The organism is Actinoplanes sp. GCM10030250 (assembly GCF_042666575.1).
Lineage (GTDB): Bacteria > Actinomycetota > Actinomycetes > Mycobacteriales > Micromonosporaceae > Actinoplanes.
On sequence record NZ_JBHTDO010000028.1, the window covers coordinates 104,757 to 126,176 of the forward strand.

Sequence of the window (21,420 nt, forward strand, 5' to 3'; positions counted from 1 at the left end):
GAACGCTCCCAGCCGGTGGGCCCCCTGTCAAACCCCTCTGCCGGCCTATGCGTAGGGATCGCGCCCGGCTCCGCGGACTGCGGCGGCAGCGGTTTCGGCGATCGCGGCGGCGGCGCCGGCCAGCGTGTAGGTCCGTCCGGTCGCGTGGCCGTGCTGCTCGGCGAGACCTGCAAGGTCATTCCACATGCGTACGGTCCACTCGTACCGCCGTTGCACCCGCTGTGCCTGGCGGTGATGTGCGGTGAACACGAACTTGAGCCAGGCGTGGGCGTCGCGTTCCGGTCGGAAGTGGCCGCCCTGGGCCGACTGGAGCGCGTCGTAGTACTGCAGGGTGTTGGTCTGCTCGCCCAGCCACTCCTCGATCGAGGAGAACTCGGCGGCCAGTTCTCCGGTGCGGGCCAGGATCAGGGTGTGCAGGGCGCGCGCGGTCCGGCCGTTGCCGTCTCGCCAGGGGTGGATGGTCACCAGGTCGAGGTGCGCCATGGCAGGTCATGGGGTTGCCGTGACGACAGCGCGTGACCGGTCCGCGGCGACTCGCACGGCCATCACGCCGAGCGCAGTGCCCATCACGTACCGCTGGGCCTTCAGCCAGCCCGGCCGGTCGCCGAGAAACTGGGAGATCGACCCGGCGGACATGGCGATCAGTCCGTTCACGGTGATCGCGATGGTGATCTGAACCAGGCCGAGCGTGAAGATCTGCGCGGCGATGCTGCCCCTGGCCGGGTCGACGAACTGAGGCAGCAGGGAGACGTACATGATGGCGATTTTGGGATTGAGAAGGTTGGTGAGAAGGCCCATCGCGAACAGTTTTCGGGACCGTTCCCTCGGGAGTGCCGTGGGTGTGAACACCGGGATGCCGCCGGGCCGCACCGCCTGGAACGCCAGCCACAGCAGGTACGCCGCGCCGGCCAGCTTCAGTGCCGTGTACAGCGCGGGCACCAGGACGAAGACCGTCGCCAGGCCGGCCGTGGCGGTGAGCAGATAGACGAGGAAGCCGCAGGCCACTCCGGCGAGCGAGATGAGGCCGGCCCGGCGGCCCTGGGTCACCGACCGCGAGACCAGGTAGATCATGTTCGGCCCGGGGATGAGCACCATGCCCAGCTCGATCGCGGCGACGCCAAGCACGGCGTTGAGGGTGACCATGGATGTGACCCTATGCACCGCGCCGGCCGCCGCCAGCGACCCGGATCACACAGCGGCTCAGCGACCTTCGCAGCGGTACGTGACCGGGGTGGTGGCCTGAACCGGGGACGGTTCGACGATGTTGACGGTGGCTCGCTCGGTGGTGGTGCCGACGCCGCTGAAGGTCCAGCGCAGGGTGAGGGTGGCGGTACGCTGCCCGCTGCCGACCTGTTCGGTCAGCACGGCGCCGGGTGCCGCGTCCGAGCGGAACCACTGATAGCGGATGGTGCCGCCGCGGCCGTTGGTCTGCACGGTGGCGACCACGTCGACGGTGACATCGCAGCGGTTCCCGGCCGGCTCGGGCACGGCCACGGTGGCGCTCTCCACCACGAGGGGGCGCAATTGCTGCCACACGTAGAGCCCGACGACCACAACCAGTGCGAGTGTCAACAAGCTGGACAGAACTGACACCGCCCTGCGCCACCGGGGACGCTTGGCCGGAGCAGCGGACGGCCACTGCGGGGCGGTGGTGGCCGGCGCCGGCACGCCGGGCCCGAAACGTATCTCCCCGGGGGCGCGCACCGTCGGCGCCGACGCGTCCTGGTGTGCGGCCGGTACGGTCGGATTCGCCCCGGACAGGTGCACGGTCCGGTCGAGCGGCCCGGCCACAGCGGTGGGGTCCGTGTTGCCGAGGAACACGGTCGGCACAGGACGATTGATGGTCGCCCACGGGTCGGTGGGCGGCGGCATCGCCCGGTCGTCGGCGGGTTCGGGCCGGGTCACGCCGGCCGTCCAACGGCCTGCGCGTGCCCCCATGCTGCAGCAAGCACGGCGTGCTCCTAACCGGGAGTGCAGTAGTTGACGAGGCTGACGTACGCCGGCTTGGACCGGGCAGAGTTCCCGGCAGTGTCGGCGGCGACGACGGAGACGGCGATGCGGGTGGACGTCTTCGGCATCGGCAGCGGGCCGAGCGTCCCCTGGAACAGGTCACCCTTACGGACCGGGGCCATCGCGACGGTCGAGGTGGCCCCGCCGGCGGTGTAGGTGAAACTGACGTCGAGCGCGGCTGACCCACTGCGGTCGTCGGTGACGGTCGCCGTGACGGTGCTGGTGCGGATCCCGTACTGGCAGTTCTCCGACTCCAGCGTCTGCGGGCTGGCGCTGACGGCGCCCACGGCGGGCGCGACCGTGTCGCCCGGCGGCGACGGGGAGGGGCTGGCGGCCGGACTACTGGGGGCCGGCGGCTCGTCGGCGGGTGACGGCGATGACGAGCTGGGCGAATTGCCGGGCACCACCGGCGTCGCGGGAACGGTGGTCGTGGCCGCACCGCCCGGAGCCGTTGATACGGCCGTCGAGGGGGCCGCTGGAACCGACGGTCCGGCGGAGACAGTGGGGGAGACCGCGCCGGTCGGGGTGGCCACCACCGGATCGGCAACCGGAGCCGCCGCTCCACCCGTGGTGGCCGGGGATTCGGCGGACGCGTAGCGATACCCCGCCCCGCCGATCAACAGCGCTGCCAGCAGGGCGCTGCCGACCAGGGCGGTCTGCTTACGGCCCAGGCGGAAACGGTCGCGGTGGCCGGGTTCGGAGTCGCCGACCTGGGTCGAGGCCAGGCTCATCGCGCCGTCAGCGCCGTCCGGGAACGGCCACAGCGCGGCGAGCAGGGCGGCCCGGCGCGCCAGGTCGCGCAGGCCGCGCCGCTCCCATTCCGGGCCGTACGCCGAGCCGGCCACCCGCTCCAGGACATCGAGAAAGACGAGCGCGTGCTGCGGCCGGTCGGCGGGCAGTTTGGCCATGCCCCGGCGCAGCAGGTCGTGCACCGCGGGCGGGGCCGGATCCGTCGGGATGGGCGCGTTGGCGTGCTGCTCGTGCAGGGCGAACAGGTTCTGCCCGTCGTACGGCGGATTCCCGGTGAGGCATTCGAAGAACGTGGCCGTGGCAGCGTAGATGTCGCAGGCCGGTGTCACCGGGACACCCGTCCACTGCTCGGGTGCCATGTACCGCGGAGTGCCGGTGACGACGGTGCCGACGCCCGCTCCGACCGGGGTCGCGATGCCGAAGTCCGCCAGCTTGCTCAATCCGGATCCGGTGACCAGCACGTTCTCCGGCTTGTAGTCGCGATGCACGATGCCGTGGAGGTGCGCCGCGCCCAACCCGGCGAGCGACCCCTTCAGCACACACAGCGCCGCCTCGGGGGTGGTCGGGCCGTGTTCGCGCAGCATCTGCCGCAGCGACACCCCGTTGACCAGCTCCATCACGATCGCCGCGCCGTCGGCGGACTCGACGTACTCGTACAGCCGGGAGACGTGCGGGTCGTCGACCTCCCCGAGCAGCCGCGCCTCATTGCGGAAGGCCGCCCGGAACGAGGCGTCGTCGCCGAGGCTGTGCACCAGATACTTGATCGCGACCTGCGTACCCGTCTCGTTGTGAACGGCGAGCACGACATGACCGGAGGCGCCGGCACCCAGCGGGCGCACAGGCGTGTAGCCGGACAGTTCCCAGCCGTTCATGCTCGGTACTCCACCGTCAAGGGGCGGATGCCTGCCCCCGCCGCGCCGGACCAGTGTGGAGGTGCCGAGTCCACCGGGGATCGGCCCATCGGGTGCTTTCGATGGCCGTACGGGTCACCCCGAAAGCTTCTCACCTCGTGTGCGGCAGGGAAATCCCTGGTCAGCGCCGATCGATCCGTTGCCCGGCGGCCAGCGCGGTGGCAGTGACGGGAAGCGGACAGGTCCTGCTCAGCGGCCGGACCGGGGAAGCAGGGCCATGCAGTCGCGTGGGCTCTCGACGTGGGCGTTGTGCCCGAGACCGGCCAGGGTGATCACCGGTGTGCCCAGCTGGTGCAGCTGCTCGCTGGTGTTCATCGGATCGTGCTCGCCCCGCGCCAGCGTGACCGGCGCTGTCGGCCGTGCGACCAGGGTGGTCATGTCCGGCGCGCCCACGCCGAAGGCCCGCGGATCCAGGGCGAGGCGCCACTTGCCGCCTTCTTCCCGGACGCCCTGGTGGGCACCGGGGGAGTCCGGGTCGACGAGGCCGGCCAGGCCGGACACCCGCAGATGCCGGGCGACCGCCTCCTCCCGGGAGGCGAACCAGCTCACCGGGCGCTGGGACAGTCCCCGCGCCCGCTCCAGGTCGTCCTCGGTCCAGACCACCTTGATCCCGAGGCCGACGACGGCCGCCACCTCGGATCGGGCGGCCAGGGCGAGGGCGACCACGCCACCGAGGGAGTGCCCGAGGACGATGGTGCCCGGCTCGGCCAGCGGGCGTACCGCCTCGGCCAAGGCGTCGAAGGTGTACGCGGGTAGCGGCGCTGATCCGCCGTGGCCGGGCAGGTCCGGTCAGCGCTTCCGCCGGTGCTACATTGCACGCCGAAGGTCATGAGTGCCAGCGCGCAGCCCCGGCTTGCTGGCCGGCAACCCTCCGCTCGCGGGCGGGGTGCTCCGGGTGACGACCTGGCCGGTGCAAAGTCTGCCCGGCAAGCCGCCAGCCGAGGAGCTTGTCACCGTGTCTTCTTCCTCCGTCGTCTTCAGCCCGGCCGGACCCGCCGATGCCTGTCGCATTGCCGAGCTGCACGCCGACAGCTGGCGGCGGCACTATCGGGGCGCCTACGCCGACACCTATCTCGACGGTGACCTGATCGGCGAACGCAGCGCGGTGTGGTCGGCGCGACTCGCCTCCCCGGCCGGCACCGCCACGATCGTCGCCGAGCGTGACGGCCGTCTGGTGGGCTTCGTCCACGTGGTGCTCGACGCGGATCCGCGCTGGGGAAGCCTCGTCGACAATCTGCACGTCGACCGCGCGCAACACCGCACCGGTATCGGTAGTGAGCTGTTGGCCTACGCCGGCCGGGTGGTCCTCGCCGGTGCCGGGTCTCCGGCGCTCCACCTGTGGGTGCTGCAGCAGAACACTCGCGCACAGTCGTTCTATCTGGCGCGTGGCGGCCTGCGGGTGGAGACGGGCGTCGCCGCCGCTCCCCGCGGCAACCCCGCCTTCCTCGACGGGACTCCCGGCAAATACCGCATGGCCTGGCCGGACGCCACGCGACTGCTCGACGTTGCGGTGGACGGGCGATAGCGACAGACTCCTCGTCGTGGAAGAGACGAACTTCGATCCCGCGATCGACACGTCGGTGCCGCATTCGGCCCGGATCTGGAACTACTGGCTGGGCGGCAAGGACAACTTCGCCGTCGACCGGGCAGCGGGGGAGCAGTACCGTCAGGTCTTCCCCGGCGTCGTCGATGTCGCCCGGGCGTCACGGCAGTTCCTCACCCGCAGCATCGAGTTCCTCGCCGGTGAGGCGGGTGTCCGCCAGTTCCTCGACGTCGGCACCGGTCTGCCCACCGCCGACAACACGCACCAGGTCGCCCAGCGTGTTGCTCCGCAAGCGCGCGTGGTCTACGTCGACAACGATCCGATGGTGCTGGCACACGCTCGTGCGCTGCTCACCGGCACGCCTGAAGGCGTCACGCGCTACCTCGACGCCAACCTGCGTGATCCGGCGGCCATCTTCGCGGCCGCCCGCACGATTCTCGACTTCGATCGGCCGGTCGCGTTGATCCTCAGCGGCGTGCTCGGCCACATCGATGACACCGACCAGGCTCGGGCGATCGTCCGAACGCTGCTCGAGCCGCTGCCGTCCGGCAGCTACCTGTCGCTGAACGACGGCACAAGCGTCGTCAGCGCCGAGATCCAGCAGGCGCAGGACGGTTACAACGAGACCGGCGCGATGCCGTACAAGCTGCGAAGCCCGGACGAGATCAGGTCGTTCTTCGAGGGCCTCGAGGTGGTCGAGCCCGGCGTTGTGCCGTGCCCGCGGTGGCGTCCGGACGACCGGGTCGACACCCCACTGGACATCGACGCCTTCGGCGGCGTCGGCCGTAAGAACTGACGCCTCAACGGCCGGGCACCTCGGTCTGATCTCGGATCCCCGGACCGTCACCCGGACGATCGAACGGGCCGGCAGGGCTCGCTGACCACGAACCTGCGACAGGGTAACGGCCGGTGGCTCAGCACCGTGGATAACTTTAGGCCGGAGAGGATGTCAACTCCCGTAGAGCTCGGCCATGGTGTGGAAGGCCCGCTTCGGTTCGAGACGGCCGTCGGGCATCACCTTGCACACCCCGAACCCGGCCATGTCGAGGTCCAGGTGCGGATCGGGGTGGTACGGGCTGTTGTAGCTCGCGAAGGTGAACCAGAACGCGGTGTCCACGCCCTCCTGGTCGAAGGCGCCGATCAGGCGGCGCAGGTAACGGGCCGGTTCCTCCTCGTCGCGGACGTGGTCGCCGAGAATGCGGGGCGGATCGGCGTCGTGATCGGCGATGTCCCAGCCCATGCCGCCCCGCGCAGCCGCACCCCGGTACGTGCAGCAGCCGAACTCGGTCACCGCGAGCGGTTTGCCGTGCCGGAGGTACTGCTGCACGGCCGGCCGGAAGCCGGGGTCGCCGGGATCGACGTAGGCGTCGACGCCCACGATGTCGAAGGGCGCCCAGTCGATGTCCTCCCAGGTTCCGGAGGCGTAGGTGATCTTGCCGCGGAACCTTCGGCGTACGGTCGCCGCGGTGTCGGCGAGCAGCGTGTTCATGGCGGTGGAGGCGTCCGCGAGCCGGCCCGCCGCCTCGGGGTCGCCGCCGGCCAGGGACGTGATGCGGGCGAAGGTGTCGGCCCCGGGCAGGAAGCCCGCGTTGAAAAGGCTCAGTTCGCATCCGGCGACGAAGACCGCGGCGCCGGCGGCCTCGGCCCGGTCGGCGCAGTCGGCGAAGTACGGCAGCAGTTCCTGGGCGGTCCGCTCGCAGGGGAAGGGGGAGAACCAGACCTCGAGCCCGGCGTCGGCGGCGTGCCCGGCCGCGACCGACAGACGTTCGGGATCACCACCGGAGATCCGTACGGCGTCGCAGTGCAGTTCGTCGGCGATGATTTGCATCTCCCGCTTGACCGCGCCGGGGTTGAAGCCGGGCCGGGTGCTCCGTCCGCCGGGGGTGAATCCGGTGTCGTAGGTGATGCCCTTGGCACGCACGAATGCTCCTTCCAGGGTTGCTGAACAGGTAACCGACGTTAGACATCGGTTGAAAATCGATCCACCAAGCCCGCGTCGAAAATCTGCATCTCCCCAGTTCATCGCCACGTTCTCGATTGCAATGACGGTGTCGGCGAAAGCACGCGGATTGCAACGGACGGCGACCGGTGCCCATACTGCGGGCCAGTGGACCGCAGGGAAGGGCGGACGGAATGCCCGGACGCAGGCTGACCAGCGCCGACCGGCAGCGCATCGCCGCGGGGCTGGCGCAGGGCCGCGATTTCACCGCGATCGCCGGTGATCTCGGCCGCCCGGCCTCCACGGTCAGCCGCGAGGTGGCTCGCAACGGCGGGCCGGGCCGCTACCGCGCGGACCTGGCGCAGCTGGCCACCGTCCACCGTGGCCGCCGCCGGCCGCCGGCCCCCGGTGTACCCGCCGACCCCGATCCGGACGCGCGGATCCCGTTGATCGCCGACCTCACCGCGGCCCTGACCGACACCGGCATGCCACGCACCGCCGCCGGAGTGCTGGCCTGTCTGTTCACCGCGGAGACCGGCAGCGCCACCACGGCTGAGCTGACGGGGCAGCTGCGCGTCAGCCCGGCGACGATCTCGCTCGCGGTCGGACTGCTGGAACAGCACGGGCTGATCCGCCGCGGCCGCGACGGCGAGAGCCGGCGCCATCGGTACTTCCTCGACGAGGACGCGGGTGTCCGTTCCGCTGTCGTCAGCGTCCGCGCCAACCAGCGGCTGGCCGCGACGGTGCTGCGCGGCGCCGACATCCTGGGCGGCGGCACCGCCGCGGGGGCTCGGCTGGCCGTGGCCGGCCGGTTCCTCGAACAACTGGGCGATGCCATCATCCGGTTCGCGCAACAGCACCGGGTGTCCGCGGACGGTGATTGACCGCCGCTGCCGGTGATTTCCCCGGCCATGACAGGCGGGTTTTCCCTCTCAACCCGGCTGGCCAGCACCACGGCGAAGCACTCGGTGGCCGCTCCATGCTGATGGAACCTCACCGGGGCCGGGCCTGAACGGCCCGCTGAGCCCCGGAAGGTCGACGCCAAAGTGACCACCATCCCGAGAGGAATGACGCAACGATGAGGTGCCTCGCGCGTGAAGGATCGCCACGGCCGGACGCCGGGAGATGCCGGCGGCCTAAGAGGGCGTGAGAGATGCCGCGATCATGGTGGGCTAGGTTCACCGGTATGGCGGACGAAACCCTGCGCTCCGTGACCCTGCAGCGCACAAGCCTCGGCCAGTACGAGGTACGCAACACCCGGGGCGGCACAATAACGGTCGGAGTCGGGGACGGCACCGACTTCACCCCGGTAGAGCTGCTGCTCGCCGCGCTCGGTGGCTGCACGGGCGCGGACGTTGACCACATCACCAGTAAGCGCGCGGAGCCGGACCACTTTTCCGTCCACGTCACCGCCGACAAAGTCCGGGACGAGACCGGCGGTAACCGCTTGGTCAACCTGGCCGTGGAGCTGCGCGTCACGTTCCCGGAGGGCGCCGCCGGCGACGCGGCGCGGGCGGTCCTGCCACGGGCGATACGGATGTCACATGACCGGCTCTGCACCGTCTCGCGGACAATCGAGCTAGGCACTCCCGTCGACACCCGCACCGAGTCGTCGCCGGCGGACTAGGACCTCGAATGTGATCGTCGGCCGGGCGATCCGCTCCGCCGGTGGGCAGACCCGCTGCCCACGGGAAGCCGCCACGACCCCGGCGCCACACTCCCCGCTCGCCCGCCCGCGCGGCCGGTCCGGATGGACGTGACCCGGCTGCTGCGGCACGATCGGAATACCCGGTCGAACGCTCCGCTTCGGCCGAGCCGGTGGCGGGAGGGACGCGATGCCGGTGTTGCGGCCGTGGCTGGACGCCCGGGACCCGTGGCGGTTCGTCGACAACGATCCGGAGTCGGACCCGACGGTGTTCGTCCCCTACCTGGTGCGCCTGGAGATGCCGGGCGGGCAGATCCACGAGCCGGCCATGGCGGCCATCGTCGGCGCCCGCACGGTGTTCATCCAGCCGGCCCGGGTGACATCGGGCGTCACCCCGATCGGGCAGCCACCGGGCGGCTTTGCGGGCGGCGACGTCCCACTGGCCGGCGTCAGTTCGGGCCGGGTCGACATCCGGCCGGTTCCCGCCGACTGGCACCAACTGCGCGCCAGGTATCCGTGGGCCTATGAGGAATGGTGCGCGCACGAGGCACGCGAGACGTACCAGTGGGCGGAGGACGGAATGTCCGTCGAGGACATCGCCGGACGGCTGGCCCGCCCGGCTGAGCACGTCACAGCGAAGCTGGCCAGGGTGCGGGCCCTGGTCGGCGCCGCCGGGTGGGCCCCGCCCAGGGTCGAGTACACCCCCTACGACCGCTACGCCTCCAGCCTGTTCACCGAGCCGTTGGATACGGTCACCGAGCAGGCCGCCCCGCCGCCGCGACGGTGGTACGACGAGGACCCGGAAGTTGATCCGACCGCCCATCTCCGGTTCGTCCTGCACCTCCGGCGACGCGGCGAGGAGACCGGGACGGCCGAGCCCGTCTACGAGGTCCAGCTGCGCAAGGACGCCATCTGGTTTCACCGTGTGCGGGACGGCAGCCGGCTCCGGCCACGGCTCACCGAGGTCACCGCCGGCTGGGTCGAGATCCGGCCCGTCCCGGCCGACCAGGAGCGGCTTCGCGCCACCTACCCGGCGGCGTACCGGCCCTGGGGCGCGGGCGAGGCGTTGCTGGTCCTGAGGGCAGGCCGGGGCGGCGGCCTGAGCGACAATCTGCGGATCGCGGAGCTGCGCCGGCCGCCCGACCACGTGGCAGCCAAGTACGCACGGCTGGAGGAACTGGCCAGGGCCGCGCGCACGCCCGGTCCCCGGGCCGAGCCCGCGCCGCACCATCGCGACCCTCGCCGCATCGAGGGTCAGTACATCGTGAACGTGCTGGACGTCGCGATACCTCGAGAGGTGGCGGCGCGGGCCGGCGCGACGGACGTCGCACTGCTGGACGGATGCTTCGGCTGCACGCTGACGGACGAGCAGGTGGAGGCATTGCGCGCCGACCCCGACGTCGACTACATCACCGACGACGTCGTCCTTGACCTGCGCTGACCGAGCCCGGACGACGAAAAGCTTCCCGGGGCCCGAGACAACGCACACGATCAGCATGACGAGCGCGGCCACCGCCGCCACGACACCACTCGCAAGAACGTCGACGACATGCTCATACCGGTTGTGTCGGGTTGGCGTCGGGGTGGCGCGCCCGGACCGCCCGCCCGGCGAGGATGGCTGCATGCTGGAGATCCGGCTCTTCGGCACGTTCGAGCTGCGCGCCGGCGGCGAGCCCGTCGTGCTCACCTCGGCGCGGGCCCAGTCGTTGCTGGCGTACCTGGCGCTGCGCGGCGACGAGCCGCAGCGCCGGGACCGGGTGGCCGGCCTGCTCTGGCCCGAGTCGGCCGAGGCGCAGGCCCGCACGAACCTGCGGCACCTGCTGCACACGCTGCGCGCGGCGCTCCCGGACGCCGGCCGGCACCTGGACGCGGACGGGCGGACGGTCACCCTGCGCGACGTCCGCGCGGACACCGCGGCCTTCGACGCGGCGTACGCGGCCGGCGACTGGCACACCGCCGCCGGCCTGGCCGCCGGCGACCTGCTGGAGGGTTGCGACGACGTTTGGCTGGACGGCGACCGCCTCGATTACCGGCGGCGGCTCGGCATCGCGCTGGAACGGGCCGTGGCGACCGCCGACCGCACCACGGCAATCGGCTACGCGGAACGCGCCCGCGCCCTGGACCCACTCGCCGAACGGCCGTACCGGACCCTGATCCGGCTCTACGACGAGGCCGGTGACCGGGCCCGGGCGGTCCGGGTCTACCACGACTGCGTGACCGTCCTGGAGGAGGAGCTCGGCGTCGCGCCGTCGGCGCAGACCAGGGCCCGGTACGAGGCGTTGCTGCCGTCCGGCGGGGCCGCACCGCGGGGCACCGAGGACGCCGCCCTCGTCGGCCGTGGCCCGCAGCGCCGGCGGCTGATCGAGCTGTGGCGGGCGGCACCGCACCTGGTGGTGCTGACCGGCGAGCCGGGCATCGGCAAGACCCGGCTGGCCGAGGAGTTCCGGCAGTGGGCGGCCGGGCGGGGCGCGGCCACCGCGACCGCCCGCTCGTACCGCGCCGAGGGCACGCTGGCGTACGCGCCGGTGGTGCACTGGCTGCGGGCCGGGCTGCCCCGGTGGCGGCGCCGGCTCGCACCGGCCGATCTGGCGGTCCTCGCCGTGCTGCTGCCCGAGCTGGGCGTCGAACCGGCGCCGCCGGAGCACGGCTCCCGGCTGCGGTTGTTCGAGGCGGCGGCGCACGCGCTGCGGGCGGACGGGCGGCCGCTACTGCTCGTCGCCGACGACCTGCACGCCGCCGACCCACCGACCTGCCAGTTCCTGCACTACCTGCTGCGCGGCGACGCCGGCCGGCTGCTGGTGGTCGCCACCGTCCGGGCCGGCGAGGCCGAGCCGGGCCACCCCATCCACCAGCTGGTGACCGGGCTCGGCGCGCTCGGCCGGTGCACCGAGCTGACCGTCGACGGCCTGGACCGGGCCGAGACCGCGCAGCTCGCCGCCCACCTGGGCCACACCGTCGACACCGACCGGCTGCACACCGAGACCGGCGGTAACCCGCTCTTCGTGGTGGAAGCGCTGCGCGCCGGGATGCAAGTGCTCACCCCACGTGTGCAGGCGGTCCTGCTGGAACGGCTGCGCCCGCTCAGCCCGGGCGCCCGGGAGCTGCTCGAACTGGCCGCCACCGCGGGCGGCTCGGTCGCCGTGGACGTGCTCACCAGGGTGCATCCGCGGGCCGTCGCGGCCGACCTGGACGAGCTGTGGCGGCGCCGGCTGCTGGTCACCAGCGGCGGGGAGACGTACGACTTCAGCCACGACAGGCTGCGCGAGGTGGCGTACCGGGAGGTGCCGCCGGCTCGGCGCCGCCGCAACCACGCGCTGCTCGCCGCCGCGCTGACCGAGGTGTACGCCGGTTCGCCGGACACCGTCGCCGGGCAGATCGCCGCGCACCTGCACGCCGCCGGCTCGCCGGGCGCGGCGGTCGACTGGTACCAGCGGGCCGCCACCGCCGCCCAGCGGCGCTACGCCGACGCCGAGGCCGCCGAGCTGCTGCTGCACGCGGCGGAGCTGGCCCGCGGTGGCGATCGCGAACTCGAGGTGCTCACCGGCGTACCGGGTCCGTTGAGCTCGGCCGAGGGGTACGCGTCGCCGCGCCTGCGTACGGTGCTCGATCGGGCCTTTGCCCTGGCTGGCGCCCGCGGCACGGAGCCGGCGGCACCACTCTTGCGCGCGCAGGCGATGGCGGTGCTCTCACGCGGCGAATTCGCCGCCGCCGCCGAGTACGGCGCCCGGCTGCGCGCCCTCGGCGACACCGACGACGTGCTCGCCGTGGAGGGCGACTTCGTGCGCGGGGTGGCGGCGGCGTGGCGCAACGAGACCGGCGCCGCCCGCGCGCACCTGAGCGCCGCGCTGGAGCGCTACCGGCCGGAGAACCGCGGCGTGCACCTGCTCGGCTACGGGCAGGACCCGCAGGTGCTCTGCCTGATCCGGCTCGCACACGTGCACTTCTGCCGCGCCGAGCCGGCTGACGCCGAGCGCCGGCAACGCCAGGCGCTCGAACTGGCCCGCCGGGTCGCGCACCCGTTCACCCTGGCCGGGGCGCTGCTCTTCGCCGCCCTGCTCGACCTGGACCGCGGCGACCTGCCCGGCCTGCGCGACCGGGTCGCCGAGCTGAACCGGGCCCGGGACCGGGTGGACGCCGCGCCGATCCGGATCTGCGGCGAGGCGTTCACCGGGCATCTCGCGGTGCTGGACGGCTCTGCCGAGGACGGTCTGCGGCGGATCGACGCGGCACTGGCCGAACCGGGCCGGGACACCGCGCCCGGGGTCCCGGCCATGCTGCTGCGCATCCGGCTCGCGGCGGCGCTCGCCGCCGGGCGGGAGAGCGAAGCGGCCGAGTCGGCGAAGCGGCTGCTGGCGGGCGACGTCCGGATCTGGGACACCCTGGCCGGCCAGGTGCTGGCCGGGTAGCCGGCGGCCGGAACGCTCGTGGAACGGTGCGCGGCGCACGCTGGCCGGCATGACCATTCCCGTGGAGAAATTACGGCCCCGCTTCCGCGGCGCGCTGCTGCGGCCGGACGACGAGGGCTACGCCGAGACGCGCCGCGTCTGGAACGGCGCGGTGGATCGCCGGCCCGCGCTGATCGCCCGCTGTGCCGGCGCCGCCGACGTCCGGCTCGCCGTCCGCTTCGCCCGCGAGCACGACCTGCCGGTCGCGGTCCGCGGCGGCGGCCACTCGGTGCAGGGGTACGGCGTCTGCGACGGCGGCCTGATGATCGACCTGTCGCTGCTCAAGGGCGCCGCCGTCGACCCGGCGGCGCGTACCGTCCGGGCCGCCGGTGGGCTGACCTGGGCCGAGTTCGACCTGGCCACCCAGCGGCACGGCCTGGCCGTCACCGGCGGCTCGGTCAGCTCCACCGGCGTCGGCGGGGTCACCCTGGGCGGCGGGTTCGGTCACCTGATGCGCCGCCACGGCCTCGCCGTCGACAACCTGCGCGCCGCCGACCTGGTCACCGCCGACGGGTCGCTGCGCCGGGTCGACGCGAACACCGACCCCGAGTTGTTCTGGGGGCTGCGCGGCGGCGGTGGCAACTTCGGCGTCGTCACCGCGTTCGAGTTCGGGTTGCACCCGGTCGGCCCGATCGTGCTCGGCGGCCCGATCTTCTGGCCCCTCGAGCAGGCGCCGAAGGTGCTCAGCTTCCTGCGCGAATTCGCTCCGGCCGCCCCCGACGAACTGGGCATCGCGATCGTGGCGATGCTCGCCCCGCCGATGCCGTTCCTGCCGCCCGAGCGTTACGGCACCCCGGTCTTCGGCCTGCTGCCGGTCTGGTGCGGCGAGCCGGCCGAGGGTGCCCGCGTCCTGGCCCCGCTGCGCGCCGTCGGCACGCCGATCGGTGATCTGATCCGGCCGGTGCCGTACCGCGCGATCCAGTCGCTGCTGGATCTGAGCGCCTCGCCGGGCACCTGCTCGTACTGGCGCTCGCACCGGCTCACCGACCTGCCCGACCAGATCGTGCCGCTGATCGGTTCGGTCACCTCACCGCTGTCGCTGCTGAACGGCTGGGTGATCGGTGGCGCGGCGAGCCGGGTGGCACCGGACGCCACCGCGGCCGGGCCGCGCCCGCCCGGCTTCGAACTGCGGCTGATCGCCAACTGGCGGCCCGGCGATCCGGACGCCGACCGGCACCGCGACTGGGTGCGGCGCGGCTGGGAGTCGCTGCGACCGTACGCCTCCGGGCAGTTCGCGAGCTTCCTCTCCGACGAGGGGACGGCCGGGGTGCGTGTCGCGTACGGCGACCGGCTGGCCCGGCTCACCGCCCTCAAGGACCGGCTCGACCCGGACAACGTCTTCCGTCTCAACCCGAACATCACACCCACCTCAGCCCTTGAAGGAGCAGAACGATGACGATCCTGGTGACCGGCGCGACCGGCAATGTGGGCGGCCACCTGGTCCGTGCCCTGGCCGAGCGCCACGAGAACGTCCGCGTCTTCGACCGGCACGCCGCGGGCTCGCTGCGACAGGCCCTGGATGGCGCCGACCGGCTGTTCCTGGCCTGCGGCAATGTGCCCGAGCAGGTCGACTTCGAATGCGCGGCGATCGACGCGGCGGTTGCGGCCGGAGTGCGCCGGGTGGTGAAGCTTTCCGGCCCCAGCGCCTCCGCCGGCTCGCCGCTGATCTTCGAGCGGTGGCACGCGACGATCGAGGCGCATCTGGCGGCCTCTGCCCTGCCACATGTCCTGCTGCGGCCGCGCACCTTCATGACAAACCTTCTTGCGTACGCGACAAGCGTGGCCCGCATCGGCCGGCTGTTCACGCCCGCCGGTCAGGCGCGGATCTCCTTCATCCACCCGCGGGACGTGGCCCTGGTCGCCGCCGAGGCGCTGACCGGGCCGGGACACGACGGCCGGACGTACACCCTGACCGGTCCCGAGGCGATCACCTTCGACCGCGTAGCCGCCGAGCTGTCCGCGGTGACCGGGCGGGAAGTGTCCTATGTGGCGGTCGGCGACGAGGACGCCGGCCACGCGATGATCGCCGACGGGCTGCCGCCGATGCTGGCCGACGCGATCGTGGCGATCTTCGGGGCCCAGCGGGCCGGGGTGATGGCCGGCACCACCGGCACGGTCCGCGAGGTGACCGGCGGCGAGCCACTCGGCATCGCCGACTTCGCCCGGGAGTACGCCGCCGCGTTCCGCCCGATCGCCGCCGGCTCGCCGGGCTGACCATGAACGTGTCCGTCGCGGCCGGCGCGACCGCCACCGTGCTCTTTGCCGTCAGCACCCTGCCGATGCTGGTCAAGGCCCGGCGGACACGGGACGTCAGCTCGTACAGCCTGGGCAACATCGCCCTGGGCAACGTGGGCAACGCGTTCTACACCGTCTATGTGCTGCACCTGCCGTTCGGGCCCATCTGGGCGCTGCACGCGTTCCACACCGTCAGCACCTTCCTGATGTTGTACTGGTACGTGCGGTATGCGCGGGCCCGGCGGCCTCCGTCCAGACCGGACACTGCGGATGAACCGCCGGATGCAGCTCTCCGTCGCCGGGTAGTGCTCACCTCCGGGCGTACCGCCAACGTCGATGCCCTCGACGAGCGCCGGGTGGTGCGCCGTGCCGTGCCGGCTGTCGGCGCATCCGGCTGGACTGTGAAGCAGAACCGGTGCGTCGCCCGGCCTACGGGGCGGCGCGCAGACGATCATCGACCTAGAGTCACCGTGATCATGTATGGCAATGATTCGATGTACGGGGGCTTGCAGTGAGGCGTCTTTTCAGCTGGCTCGCCATGGTCACGCTCGTCGTGGCCGGGCTTCTCATGCCGACCGGGTCACCGGCTATCGCCATGCCGTCGAGTGGCGTGTTCGAGATCAAGAACGTCAAGAGCGGGCAATGTCTGGACCAGAGCTACTCGGGCGGCGTTGAGCGGTCCCAGGTCTACGTCCTTCCTTGCAACGACCGGGACAACCAGCTCTGGGTGATCTACACCAGCGACTCCGCCAGCCCGTACCACGAGATCAGCAACTTCAGAAGCAAGAAGTGCCTCAACCAGAGCTATGCGAACGGTACGGAGACCAGCAACGTCATCGCCTTTCCCTGCAACGGCAGCACCAACGGCCTGAACATGAGGTGGGGCAATTACTGGAACGGCAAATATGGTGACGCCATCGCGAATCATGCAAGCGGCAAGTGCCTCGACCAGGACTGGACCGGCAACAAGCCGAATCCCGGGCTCCTGGCCTACCCCTGCAAGAGCTTCCCCGTTCTGACGGACCTGCTGACCAACCAGCACTGGGTCTTCGTCAAACCGTCGTGATCGCGAGCCAGGGGGCAAGGTAATGGAGCGCCTGCACGGTGAATCCTGAGCCCGGCCTGAGAGGTCGTTGGGGCGGACAGCCCCACGACTTCGCTTCGCCAGGCGAAGCTCGACGTGGCAGCCACCGTTTCCTCCGATCTAGGGGCGTGAAAGCTCGCTCGTCTTTTGCCGCGTGTGCTGACCGCTGTGTCGGAGGACGATCTGTTTTCCACGCCGCCGACCTCTAGGTAAGCGGGTGTCCGCGACTCACGCACACCGCAAAAGGCGCAGCTCAGCCCATGATCATTTGTTTTCGAGGCCCCAAACACTCGACGAACGCACACGGTGATCGCCTTCAGGGAGCTGGAATGTCCGAGGGCTAGGGCGCCGCCTGCGGCTTGGGGCCATGTCCGTGCAGGCCGGGAGCGGTCTGGATGGAGTTATAGTTCGGGCCAAACCTGAAGAATCTCCCAGTGTGCGCTGAGCAGACCCGCCGTACCACGCTCTGCTTGGCGCGAGCTGGATCATCCCCGTCAGTGCAGGGCGCAGCGTTCGGCGGTGGCGTAACTCGACAAAGACTGACCTTCGTTCCGGCACGATCGAGTAATTGCGACTGGGTATCCAGTGCCGCAAGATTGTGTGATGCCTTCGAGCGGCTCCGTACCCCGGAGCAAGTACTGGGTCGAGCTCTCGCATGACGGTCATGTCCTGGGCGGCGGTCTTTTGATCCTGCGGGGTGGGGTGATCCTCACGGCCGCGCATTGCCTGCGTGCGCTCCCGGTTGGTGAGGTCGAGCTGACCGCGACCCTTGCCACCGGGCAGAAGCTCAGGGTCCGGGTGGAAGAGGTAGTGGACTGGGATCTCGCGCTGTTGGTCGCCGTCGACCCGGATGAGTGTGAGGTGCTGCCGCCGCACACGGACGCGTGCCGATCGAAGGACGCGTGGTTCGCGCCGTATCGGCCCTCCGTCGGCGATCCTCATCTCGACGGTCATGTCATGTCACCGGACTGCGCGTACGGGCTGACCGACGGTGCGGAGGTGACGGCCCTGCAATTGGGGGTGAATCAGCTGCTCGGCAGCTACTCCGGCTATAGCGGCGGGCCGGTGGAGGTTGACGCGGAAAGGTCTCCGCGACTCGTCGGGGTCCTGCTGGAGCAGTATCCCGACAGGTCGGATCCGGACCGGTCCAGCAACGTGTTGTTCGCAGCGCAGATTCAGCGGGCGATTCTGCGGTTCCGTCGGTTCGACATCGCTCACCTTTTCCCCGGCGTGGTGCCGGCGGACAGCTCGCGCACAGCGCCGCCGGAGGCAGACGCTGTCGTTGAGGGCCGTCTGCGGAAACTGCGCGAGTGGCGGGAAACGAAGGTGATCACCAGCCGGGCGGCGAAGGTCAGCGAGTTACGAATCCTGGAGGACTGGTTCCGCGGTCCACCCCAAGAGGACGGCTAGTGGACGGCCCGAGATGGCGCCATGCTCTTGAACTGGCCGCGGAGTTGGATCACGGCACCGATGTATCGCCACCTGAGCTCGATCACCTGTTGGGTGTCCTGTTGTCCGAATACGAGGCTCCCGAGGTAACGGAGCTGCTCTGCCTGGCGGACCTGTTGGACGAGGCCGGGCTGACCTCGCAGGCCGGTTCCGTGCTCGCCTTCGGCAGAAGATCCTATCCCGCATCAGCCGACCAGGTGCGGGTGGCTATCACCGCGGCACAGCACGCGGTCAACCACGGTGACCATCACCGAGCAGTCACTCTGCTGGGCGGCGTACGCGGGCTGAGCCCGTCGGTCGACGTCAGCCTGGCCTCGGTGGCTCTGGCGATGGGCGACAACGTCCTAGCGCAGCACTCGCTGGCCGCCGTCTCCCGGTCTTCCCGGCCTTTGGCTCCGAACGTTGAAGCCGCCCTGGCCGGAGCCCGCGCTCAGCTGTCAGCCACCCCGGATGCCGCCGAAAGTGTTTGGCGTGGCGCTCTCGCCGGTGATCGTGACGGTGTCGATCCAACGGATCCTCAACTCTTGATCCTTTTAGCCGGCCATGCCCGCATACGCTTTGATGCTGCCGGAGTGAACGGTGACCGGCGCACTCAGCAGGAGGCTCTCGGAGTTCTCGAGACGGTCGCGATGCTTGCCTCGTCCGCGCTCGGGGCGGGACATCCGGACGCCTTGCGGGCCCAGGTGAACGGCGATCTCGTCGGCTTCGACTACGCCTGCGCCTCGTACCGGGAGCAAGAAGTGGCAGCGGCGTGGGAGCGACTGCGGGCATCGGCCGAGGTGCAACTTGCGTCGTTCGGCCCACTGCATCCGGAAACCGTGGCCACGCAGATCAGCGTCGCGGCGGCACAGTTTGAAACAGCACGCTTTCAGCGGGACCTGGCTGCGGCCGGGGAAACTCTAGCGCACCTGGACCATGTGCGCGCCGACGCCGAGATGGTGCTCGGGCCACGGCATATCAGTACAATTGCGGCGGCAGCCAACTACGCCACCGCCCGGTTGGAGTTGCTGTATGTACAGGGACGAGCGATGCGCGATGCAGCTGCCGTTTCTCGCGCGGCGGACGACTTGTCGGAGCTCGAACAGCGAGCCGACGAAGTGCTCGGCGAGGCTCATCCCACTGCTGTCGTTCTGCGCCAGATGACTCGAGTGGCGCGTGCCATGGCCGATCCCGGGGCGATGAATTCGGAACCTTCGGCCGGTGTAGCGCTTCGTCTGCGTACGCTGACGCTCAGCGATTTCGCCGACCCGTCGCCCTTCGGTGTCAACGCGTACGAGTCCGTGGACCGCGCGGCCTCCCGGGTCTCCACCGGATCTGCCATCGGCCGGCGTAATCCCGAGGGAGGCATCAGCGAGCGGTGGCGAGCGGCTGAGACAGTCACCGCGTTCGAGCAGGTGTTCCTCGACCGGCGGCGGTTGCTCGGCTACGACCACCCGGAAACTCTGACCAGCCGCAACAATCTTGCGTATGCGTACCAGACGGCGGGACGGGTGGATGAGGCAATCAAGTGGTACGAGCAGGTCTTCCACGCCCGGCGGCGGGTGCTCGGCGCTGACCATCCCGACACTCTCAGCAGCCACAACAATCTGGCCGGAGCCTACGAGATGTCAGGGCGAGTGGCCAAGGCGATCAGCCTGCACGAGCAGGTCCTCCTCGACCGGCGGCGGGTGCTCGGCGACGACCATCCGCAAACCCTGACCAGCCGCAACAATCTTGCGTACGCGTACCAGACGGCGGGCCGGGTCGCTGAGGCGACCGCCCTCTACGAACAGGTTCTCGAGCACCAGCGGCGCGAGCTGAGGGATGACCATCCGGACACCATGGCTATCCGTAACAATCTTGCGTACGCGTACCAGACGGCGGGCCGGGTCGCTGAGGCGACCGCCCTGTACTCGCAGGTTCTCACAGACCAACGGCGGGTACTCGGCGACGACCACCCGGACACTCTGGTCAGCCGCAACAACCTCGCGTACGCGTATCAGGCCGCGGGTCGCGTGGGCGAGGCGATCGCCCTGTACAAGGTGGTTCTCATCGCCGAGCGGTGGCTGCTGGGTGACGACGACCCGCAGACCTTGGCCAGCCGTAACAATCTCGCGTACGCGTACCAGACGGTGGGCCGGCTGGCTGAGGCGGTCGCGTTGTTCGAGCAGGTCCTCATCGATCAGCGGCGGGTGCTCGGCGACAACCACCCACAGACTCTGACCACCCGCAACAACCTCGCCGGCGCCTATGCGCGGTCAGGGCGGGAGGCCGAGGCGATCACCGTCTACGAGCTGGTCCTCCTCGACCGGCGGCGGGTGCTCGGCGACGACCACCCACAGACGCGAAGCACGCAGTCGCTGCTCGAAGATCAACTCAAAGAGAACCGCGGAGGAGGAACGGGCTGACGTCGTGATCGAGTACTACCGCGAGACGTTTCGCAGACTTCATCACAATCCGGCGACTCGTACGTTGAGGGTGACCGCTGTGTGCGTCAGCCGACGGACCGGCGGCCGCAACAGGCGGTGTGGAAAGTCCAGGTCTTGCATCCTGGATGTCCGCATCCAGACCAGCAGCATCGCTGGTGGGTCGAGTTCGGTACGGGCCAGCGACACCGCGTTGATGTCGATGAGTGCCTGCAGTGCGGGTGATGCGCCAATTGCCATCGTCGTCTCCACTGTCAACTAGCCGATCGTTGCGAGTGCACCGAGGGCGCTGGCGCACGGTAGGCGCCGGCGGCGTCCGCAGTAGATGGACGGGGCCGGCGCTAAGGTCTGCAGACGTGGCCGGTCCGCCTGTCGTCCTGTGCCGCCCCGACGGCCTCCACGTCGCCGAGTCGCCCCGGCTGTGGATCGTCACCGGGCGGGCGAGCGACCATGCCCGGTGGCAGCGACTGGTCGCCGGGGATCCGGTCGCGGGCGGCGACTGGCCCGTCCGGCTGCGGCACGCGCTGAGCGAATCTCCCTTCGACGCGGTCGCCGACCCGCTCGACGCCGATCAGCCGCTGCTCCCGGACGACCCGAACCACCTGTTCTTCGCCGGCATCGACCAGCACACCAGCCTGCTGGTGGCGGGCGTCGTGGCGACCACCACCACCGGTGTCACCGAAGTCGGTGGCGTGGTCCAGCGCGACTGCCGCGGCCGCGGCTTCGGTCACGAGATGCTCGGCGAGGTGTGCCGCCTGTTGCACGGCCACTTCGGTGTCGCCCGCCTCGTCGCCGGATGCGAGGAGGCCAACCTTGCCAGCCGGGCCTGGCTGGCGGGGGCCGGATTCACGCCGGCCGCGGGTGCGCCGGCCTACCGGCTCGCCAACGGGCGGCCGGCTCGCCCGATGTGGTGGGAACGCATCGACGCGAAGGCCGTGCACCGGTGTCGCCGGCCCGGGCCCAGCAGCCGGTGACGAGAACATGACAGATCATCTATGACCGAA

General features: G+C 70.8%; 20 protein-coding genes and 1 riboswitch. Of the genes, 13 read left to right on the plus strand and 7 right to left on the minus strand.

Going from position 1 to position 21,420, the window contains the following annotated elements; all coding sequences use genetic code 11:
* Window positions 1-45: 45 nt before the first annotated feature.
* The 5 genes from ACFQV6_RS30510 to ACFQV6_RS30530 all read right to left on the minus strand — a co-directional run bounded on the left by ACFQV6_RS30510 (window position 46) and on the right by ACFQV6_RS30530 (window position 4,454).
* Window positions 46-483, minus strand: a complete 438-nt coding sequence (locus ACFQV6_RS30510; protein WP_378031077.1) for a Fic family protein — start codon at window positions 481-483, stop codon at window positions 46-48.
* 6 nt (window positions 484-489) lie between these two features.
* Entirely contained in the window at window positions 490-1,143 is a 654-nt protein-coding gene (locus ACFQV6_RS30515) for a LysE family translocator (RefSeq protein ID WP_378031078.1), read from the minus strand.
* A gap of 57 nt (window positions 1,144-1,200) precedes the next feature.
* Complete coding sequence (locus ACFQV6_RS30520) at window positions 1,201-1,905, minus strand: hypothetical protein (RefSeq protein WP_378031079.1); 705 nt, start codon at window positions 1,903-1,905, stop codon at window positions 1,201-1,203.
* Window positions 1,906-1,961: 56 nt separating this feature from the next.
* The gene (locus tag ACFQV6_RS30525; RefSeq protein ID WP_378031080.1) at window positions 1,962-3,632 is read right to left on the minus strand and encodes a protein kinase; all 1,671 of its coding nucleotides are present in this window, start codon (window positions 3,630-3,632) and stop codon (window positions 1,962-1,964) included.
* Between the two features lie 228 nt (window positions 3,633-3,860).
* Complete coding sequence (locus ACFQV6_RS30530; RefSeq protein WP_378031099.1) at window positions 3,861-4,454, minus strand: alpha/beta fold hydrolase; 594 nt, start codon at window positions 4,452-4,454, stop codon at window positions 3,861-3,863.
* A gap of 41 nt (window positions 4,455-4,495) precedes the next feature.
* Window positions 4,496-4,610, plus strand: a riboswitch (SAM riboswitch).
* Here ACFQV6_RS30530 and ACFQV6_RS30535 point away from each other — a divergent pair.
* Window positions 4,567-5,196 carry a GNAT family N-acetyltransferase gene (locus tag ACFQV6_RS30535; RefSeq protein WP_378031081.1) on the plus strand — a complete coding sequence of 210 codons (630 nt, stop codon included), beginning with the start codon at window positions 4,567-4,569 and terminating at the stop codon, window positions 5,194-5,196. (Overlaps the previous riboswitch by 44 nt.)
* A 16-nt stretch (window positions 5,197-5,212) precedes the next feature.
* A complete protein-coding gene (locus tag ACFQV6_RS30540; protein WP_378031082.1) occupies window positions 5,213-6,010 on the plus strand; it encodes an SAM-dependent methyltransferase in 798 nt (265 codons plus the stop codon).
* A gap of 153 nt (window positions 6,011-6,163) precedes the next feature.
* On the opposite strand, the gene ACFQV6_RS30545 is transcribed toward ACFQV6_RS30540, so the two are convergent.
* Window positions 6,164-7,135, minus strand: a complete 972-nt coding sequence (locus ACFQV6_RS30545; RefSeq protein ID WP_378031083.1) for a hypothetical protein — start codon at window positions 7,133-7,135, stop codon at window positions 6,164-6,166.
* A gap of 212 nt (window positions 7,136-7,347) precedes the next feature.
* Between ACFQV6_RS30545 and ACFQV6_RS30550 the strand changes: the two genes are divergently transcribed.
* From ACFQV6_RS30550 to ACFQV6_RS30595, 10 genes are all read left to right on the plus strand, one after another.
* The gene (locus ACFQV6_RS30550) at window positions 7,348-8,037 is read left to right on the plus strand and encodes a helix-turn-helix domain-containing protein (protein ID WP_378031084.1); all 690 of its coding nucleotides are present in this window, start codon (window positions 7,348-7,350) and stop codon (window positions 8,035-8,037) included.
* Between the two features lie 302 nt (window positions 8,038-8,339).
* Window positions 8,340-8,780 (plus strand): OsmC family protein, encoded by a 441-nt coding sequence (locus ACFQV6_RS30555; RefSeq protein ID WP_378031085.1) that lies wholly within the window; start codon window positions 8,340-8,342, stop codon window positions 8,778-8,780.
* Between the two features lie 208 nt (window positions 8,781-8,988).
* Window positions 8,989-10,239: a hypothetical protein gene (locus ACFQV6_RS30560; RefSeq protein WP_378031086.1), complete on the plus strand. Its 1,251-nt coding sequence runs from the start codon at window positions 8,989-8,991 to the stop codon at window positions 10,237-10,239.
* 181 nt (window positions 10,240-10,420) lie between these two features.
* Window positions 10,421-13,204 carry an ATP-binding protein gene (locus ACFQV6_RS30565; protein ID WP_378031087.1) on the plus strand — a complete coding sequence of 928 codons (2,784 nt, stop codon included), beginning with the start codon at window positions 10,421-10,423 and terminating at the stop codon, window positions 13,202-13,204.
* 49 nt (window positions 13,205-13,253) lie between these two features.
* Window positions 13,254-14,639 (plus strand): FAD-binding oxidoreductase, encoded by a 1,386-nt coding sequence (locus tag ACFQV6_RS30570; RefSeq protein ID WP_378031088.1) that lies wholly within the window; start codon window positions 13,254-13,256, stop codon window positions 14,637-14,639.
* Window positions 14,636-15,457 carry an NmrA family NAD(P)-binding protein gene (locus tag ACFQV6_RS30575; RefSeq protein WP_378031089.1) on the plus strand — a complete coding sequence of 274 codons (822 nt, stop codon included), beginning with the start codon at window positions 14,636-14,638 and terminating at the stop codon, window positions 15,455-15,457. The genes ACFQV6_RS30570 and ACFQV6_RS30575 overlap by 4 nt, the downstream gene beginning before the upstream one ends.
* 2 nt (window positions 15,458-15,459) lie before the next feature.
* Complete coding sequence (locus ACFQV6_RS30580; RefSeq protein ID WP_378031090.1) at window positions 15,460-15,993, plus strand: hypothetical protein; 534 nt, start codon at window positions 15,460-15,462, stop codon at window positions 15,991-15,993.
* The gene (locus tag ACFQV6_RS30585) at window positions 15,990-16,544 is read left to right on the plus strand and encodes an RICIN domain-containing protein (RefSeq protein ID WP_378031091.1); all 555 of its coding nucleotides are present in this window, start codon (window positions 15,990-15,992) and stop codon (window positions 16,542-16,544) included. The genes ACFQV6_RS30580 and ACFQV6_RS30585 overlap by 4 nt, the downstream gene beginning before the upstream one ends.
* Window positions 16,545-17,264: 720 nt before the next feature.
* A complete protein-coding gene (locus tag ACFQV6_RS30590; protein ID WP_378031092.1) occupies window positions 17,265-17,972 on the plus strand; it encodes a hypothetical protein in 708 nt (235 codons plus the stop codon).
* Window positions 17,972-20,398, plus strand: coding sequence for a tetratricopeptide repeat protein (locus ACFQV6_RS30595; RefSeq protein ID WP_378031093.1), 2,427 nt, complete (start codon window positions 17,972-17,974; stop codon window positions 20,396-20,398). The genes ACFQV6_RS30590 and ACFQV6_RS30595 overlap by 1 nt, the downstream gene beginning before the upstream one ends.
* Window positions 20,399-20,440: 42 nt before the next feature.
* Here ACFQV6_RS30595 and ACFQV6_RS30600 read toward each other — a convergent pair whose 3' ends face one another.
* Window positions 20,441-20,656, minus strand: coding sequence for a hypothetical protein (locus tag ACFQV6_RS30600; RefSeq protein WP_378031094.1), 216 nt, complete (start codon window positions 20,654-20,656; stop codon window positions 20,441-20,443).
* Between the two features lie 116 nt (window positions 20,657-20,772).
* Between ACFQV6_RS30600 and ACFQV6_RS30605 the strand changes: the two genes are divergently transcribed.
* Entirely contained in the window at window positions 20,773-21,390 is a 618-nt protein-coding gene (locus ACFQV6_RS30605) for a GNAT family N-acetyltransferase (protein ID WP_378031095.1), read from the plus strand.
* Window positions 21,391-21,420: the final 30 nt, after the last annotated feature.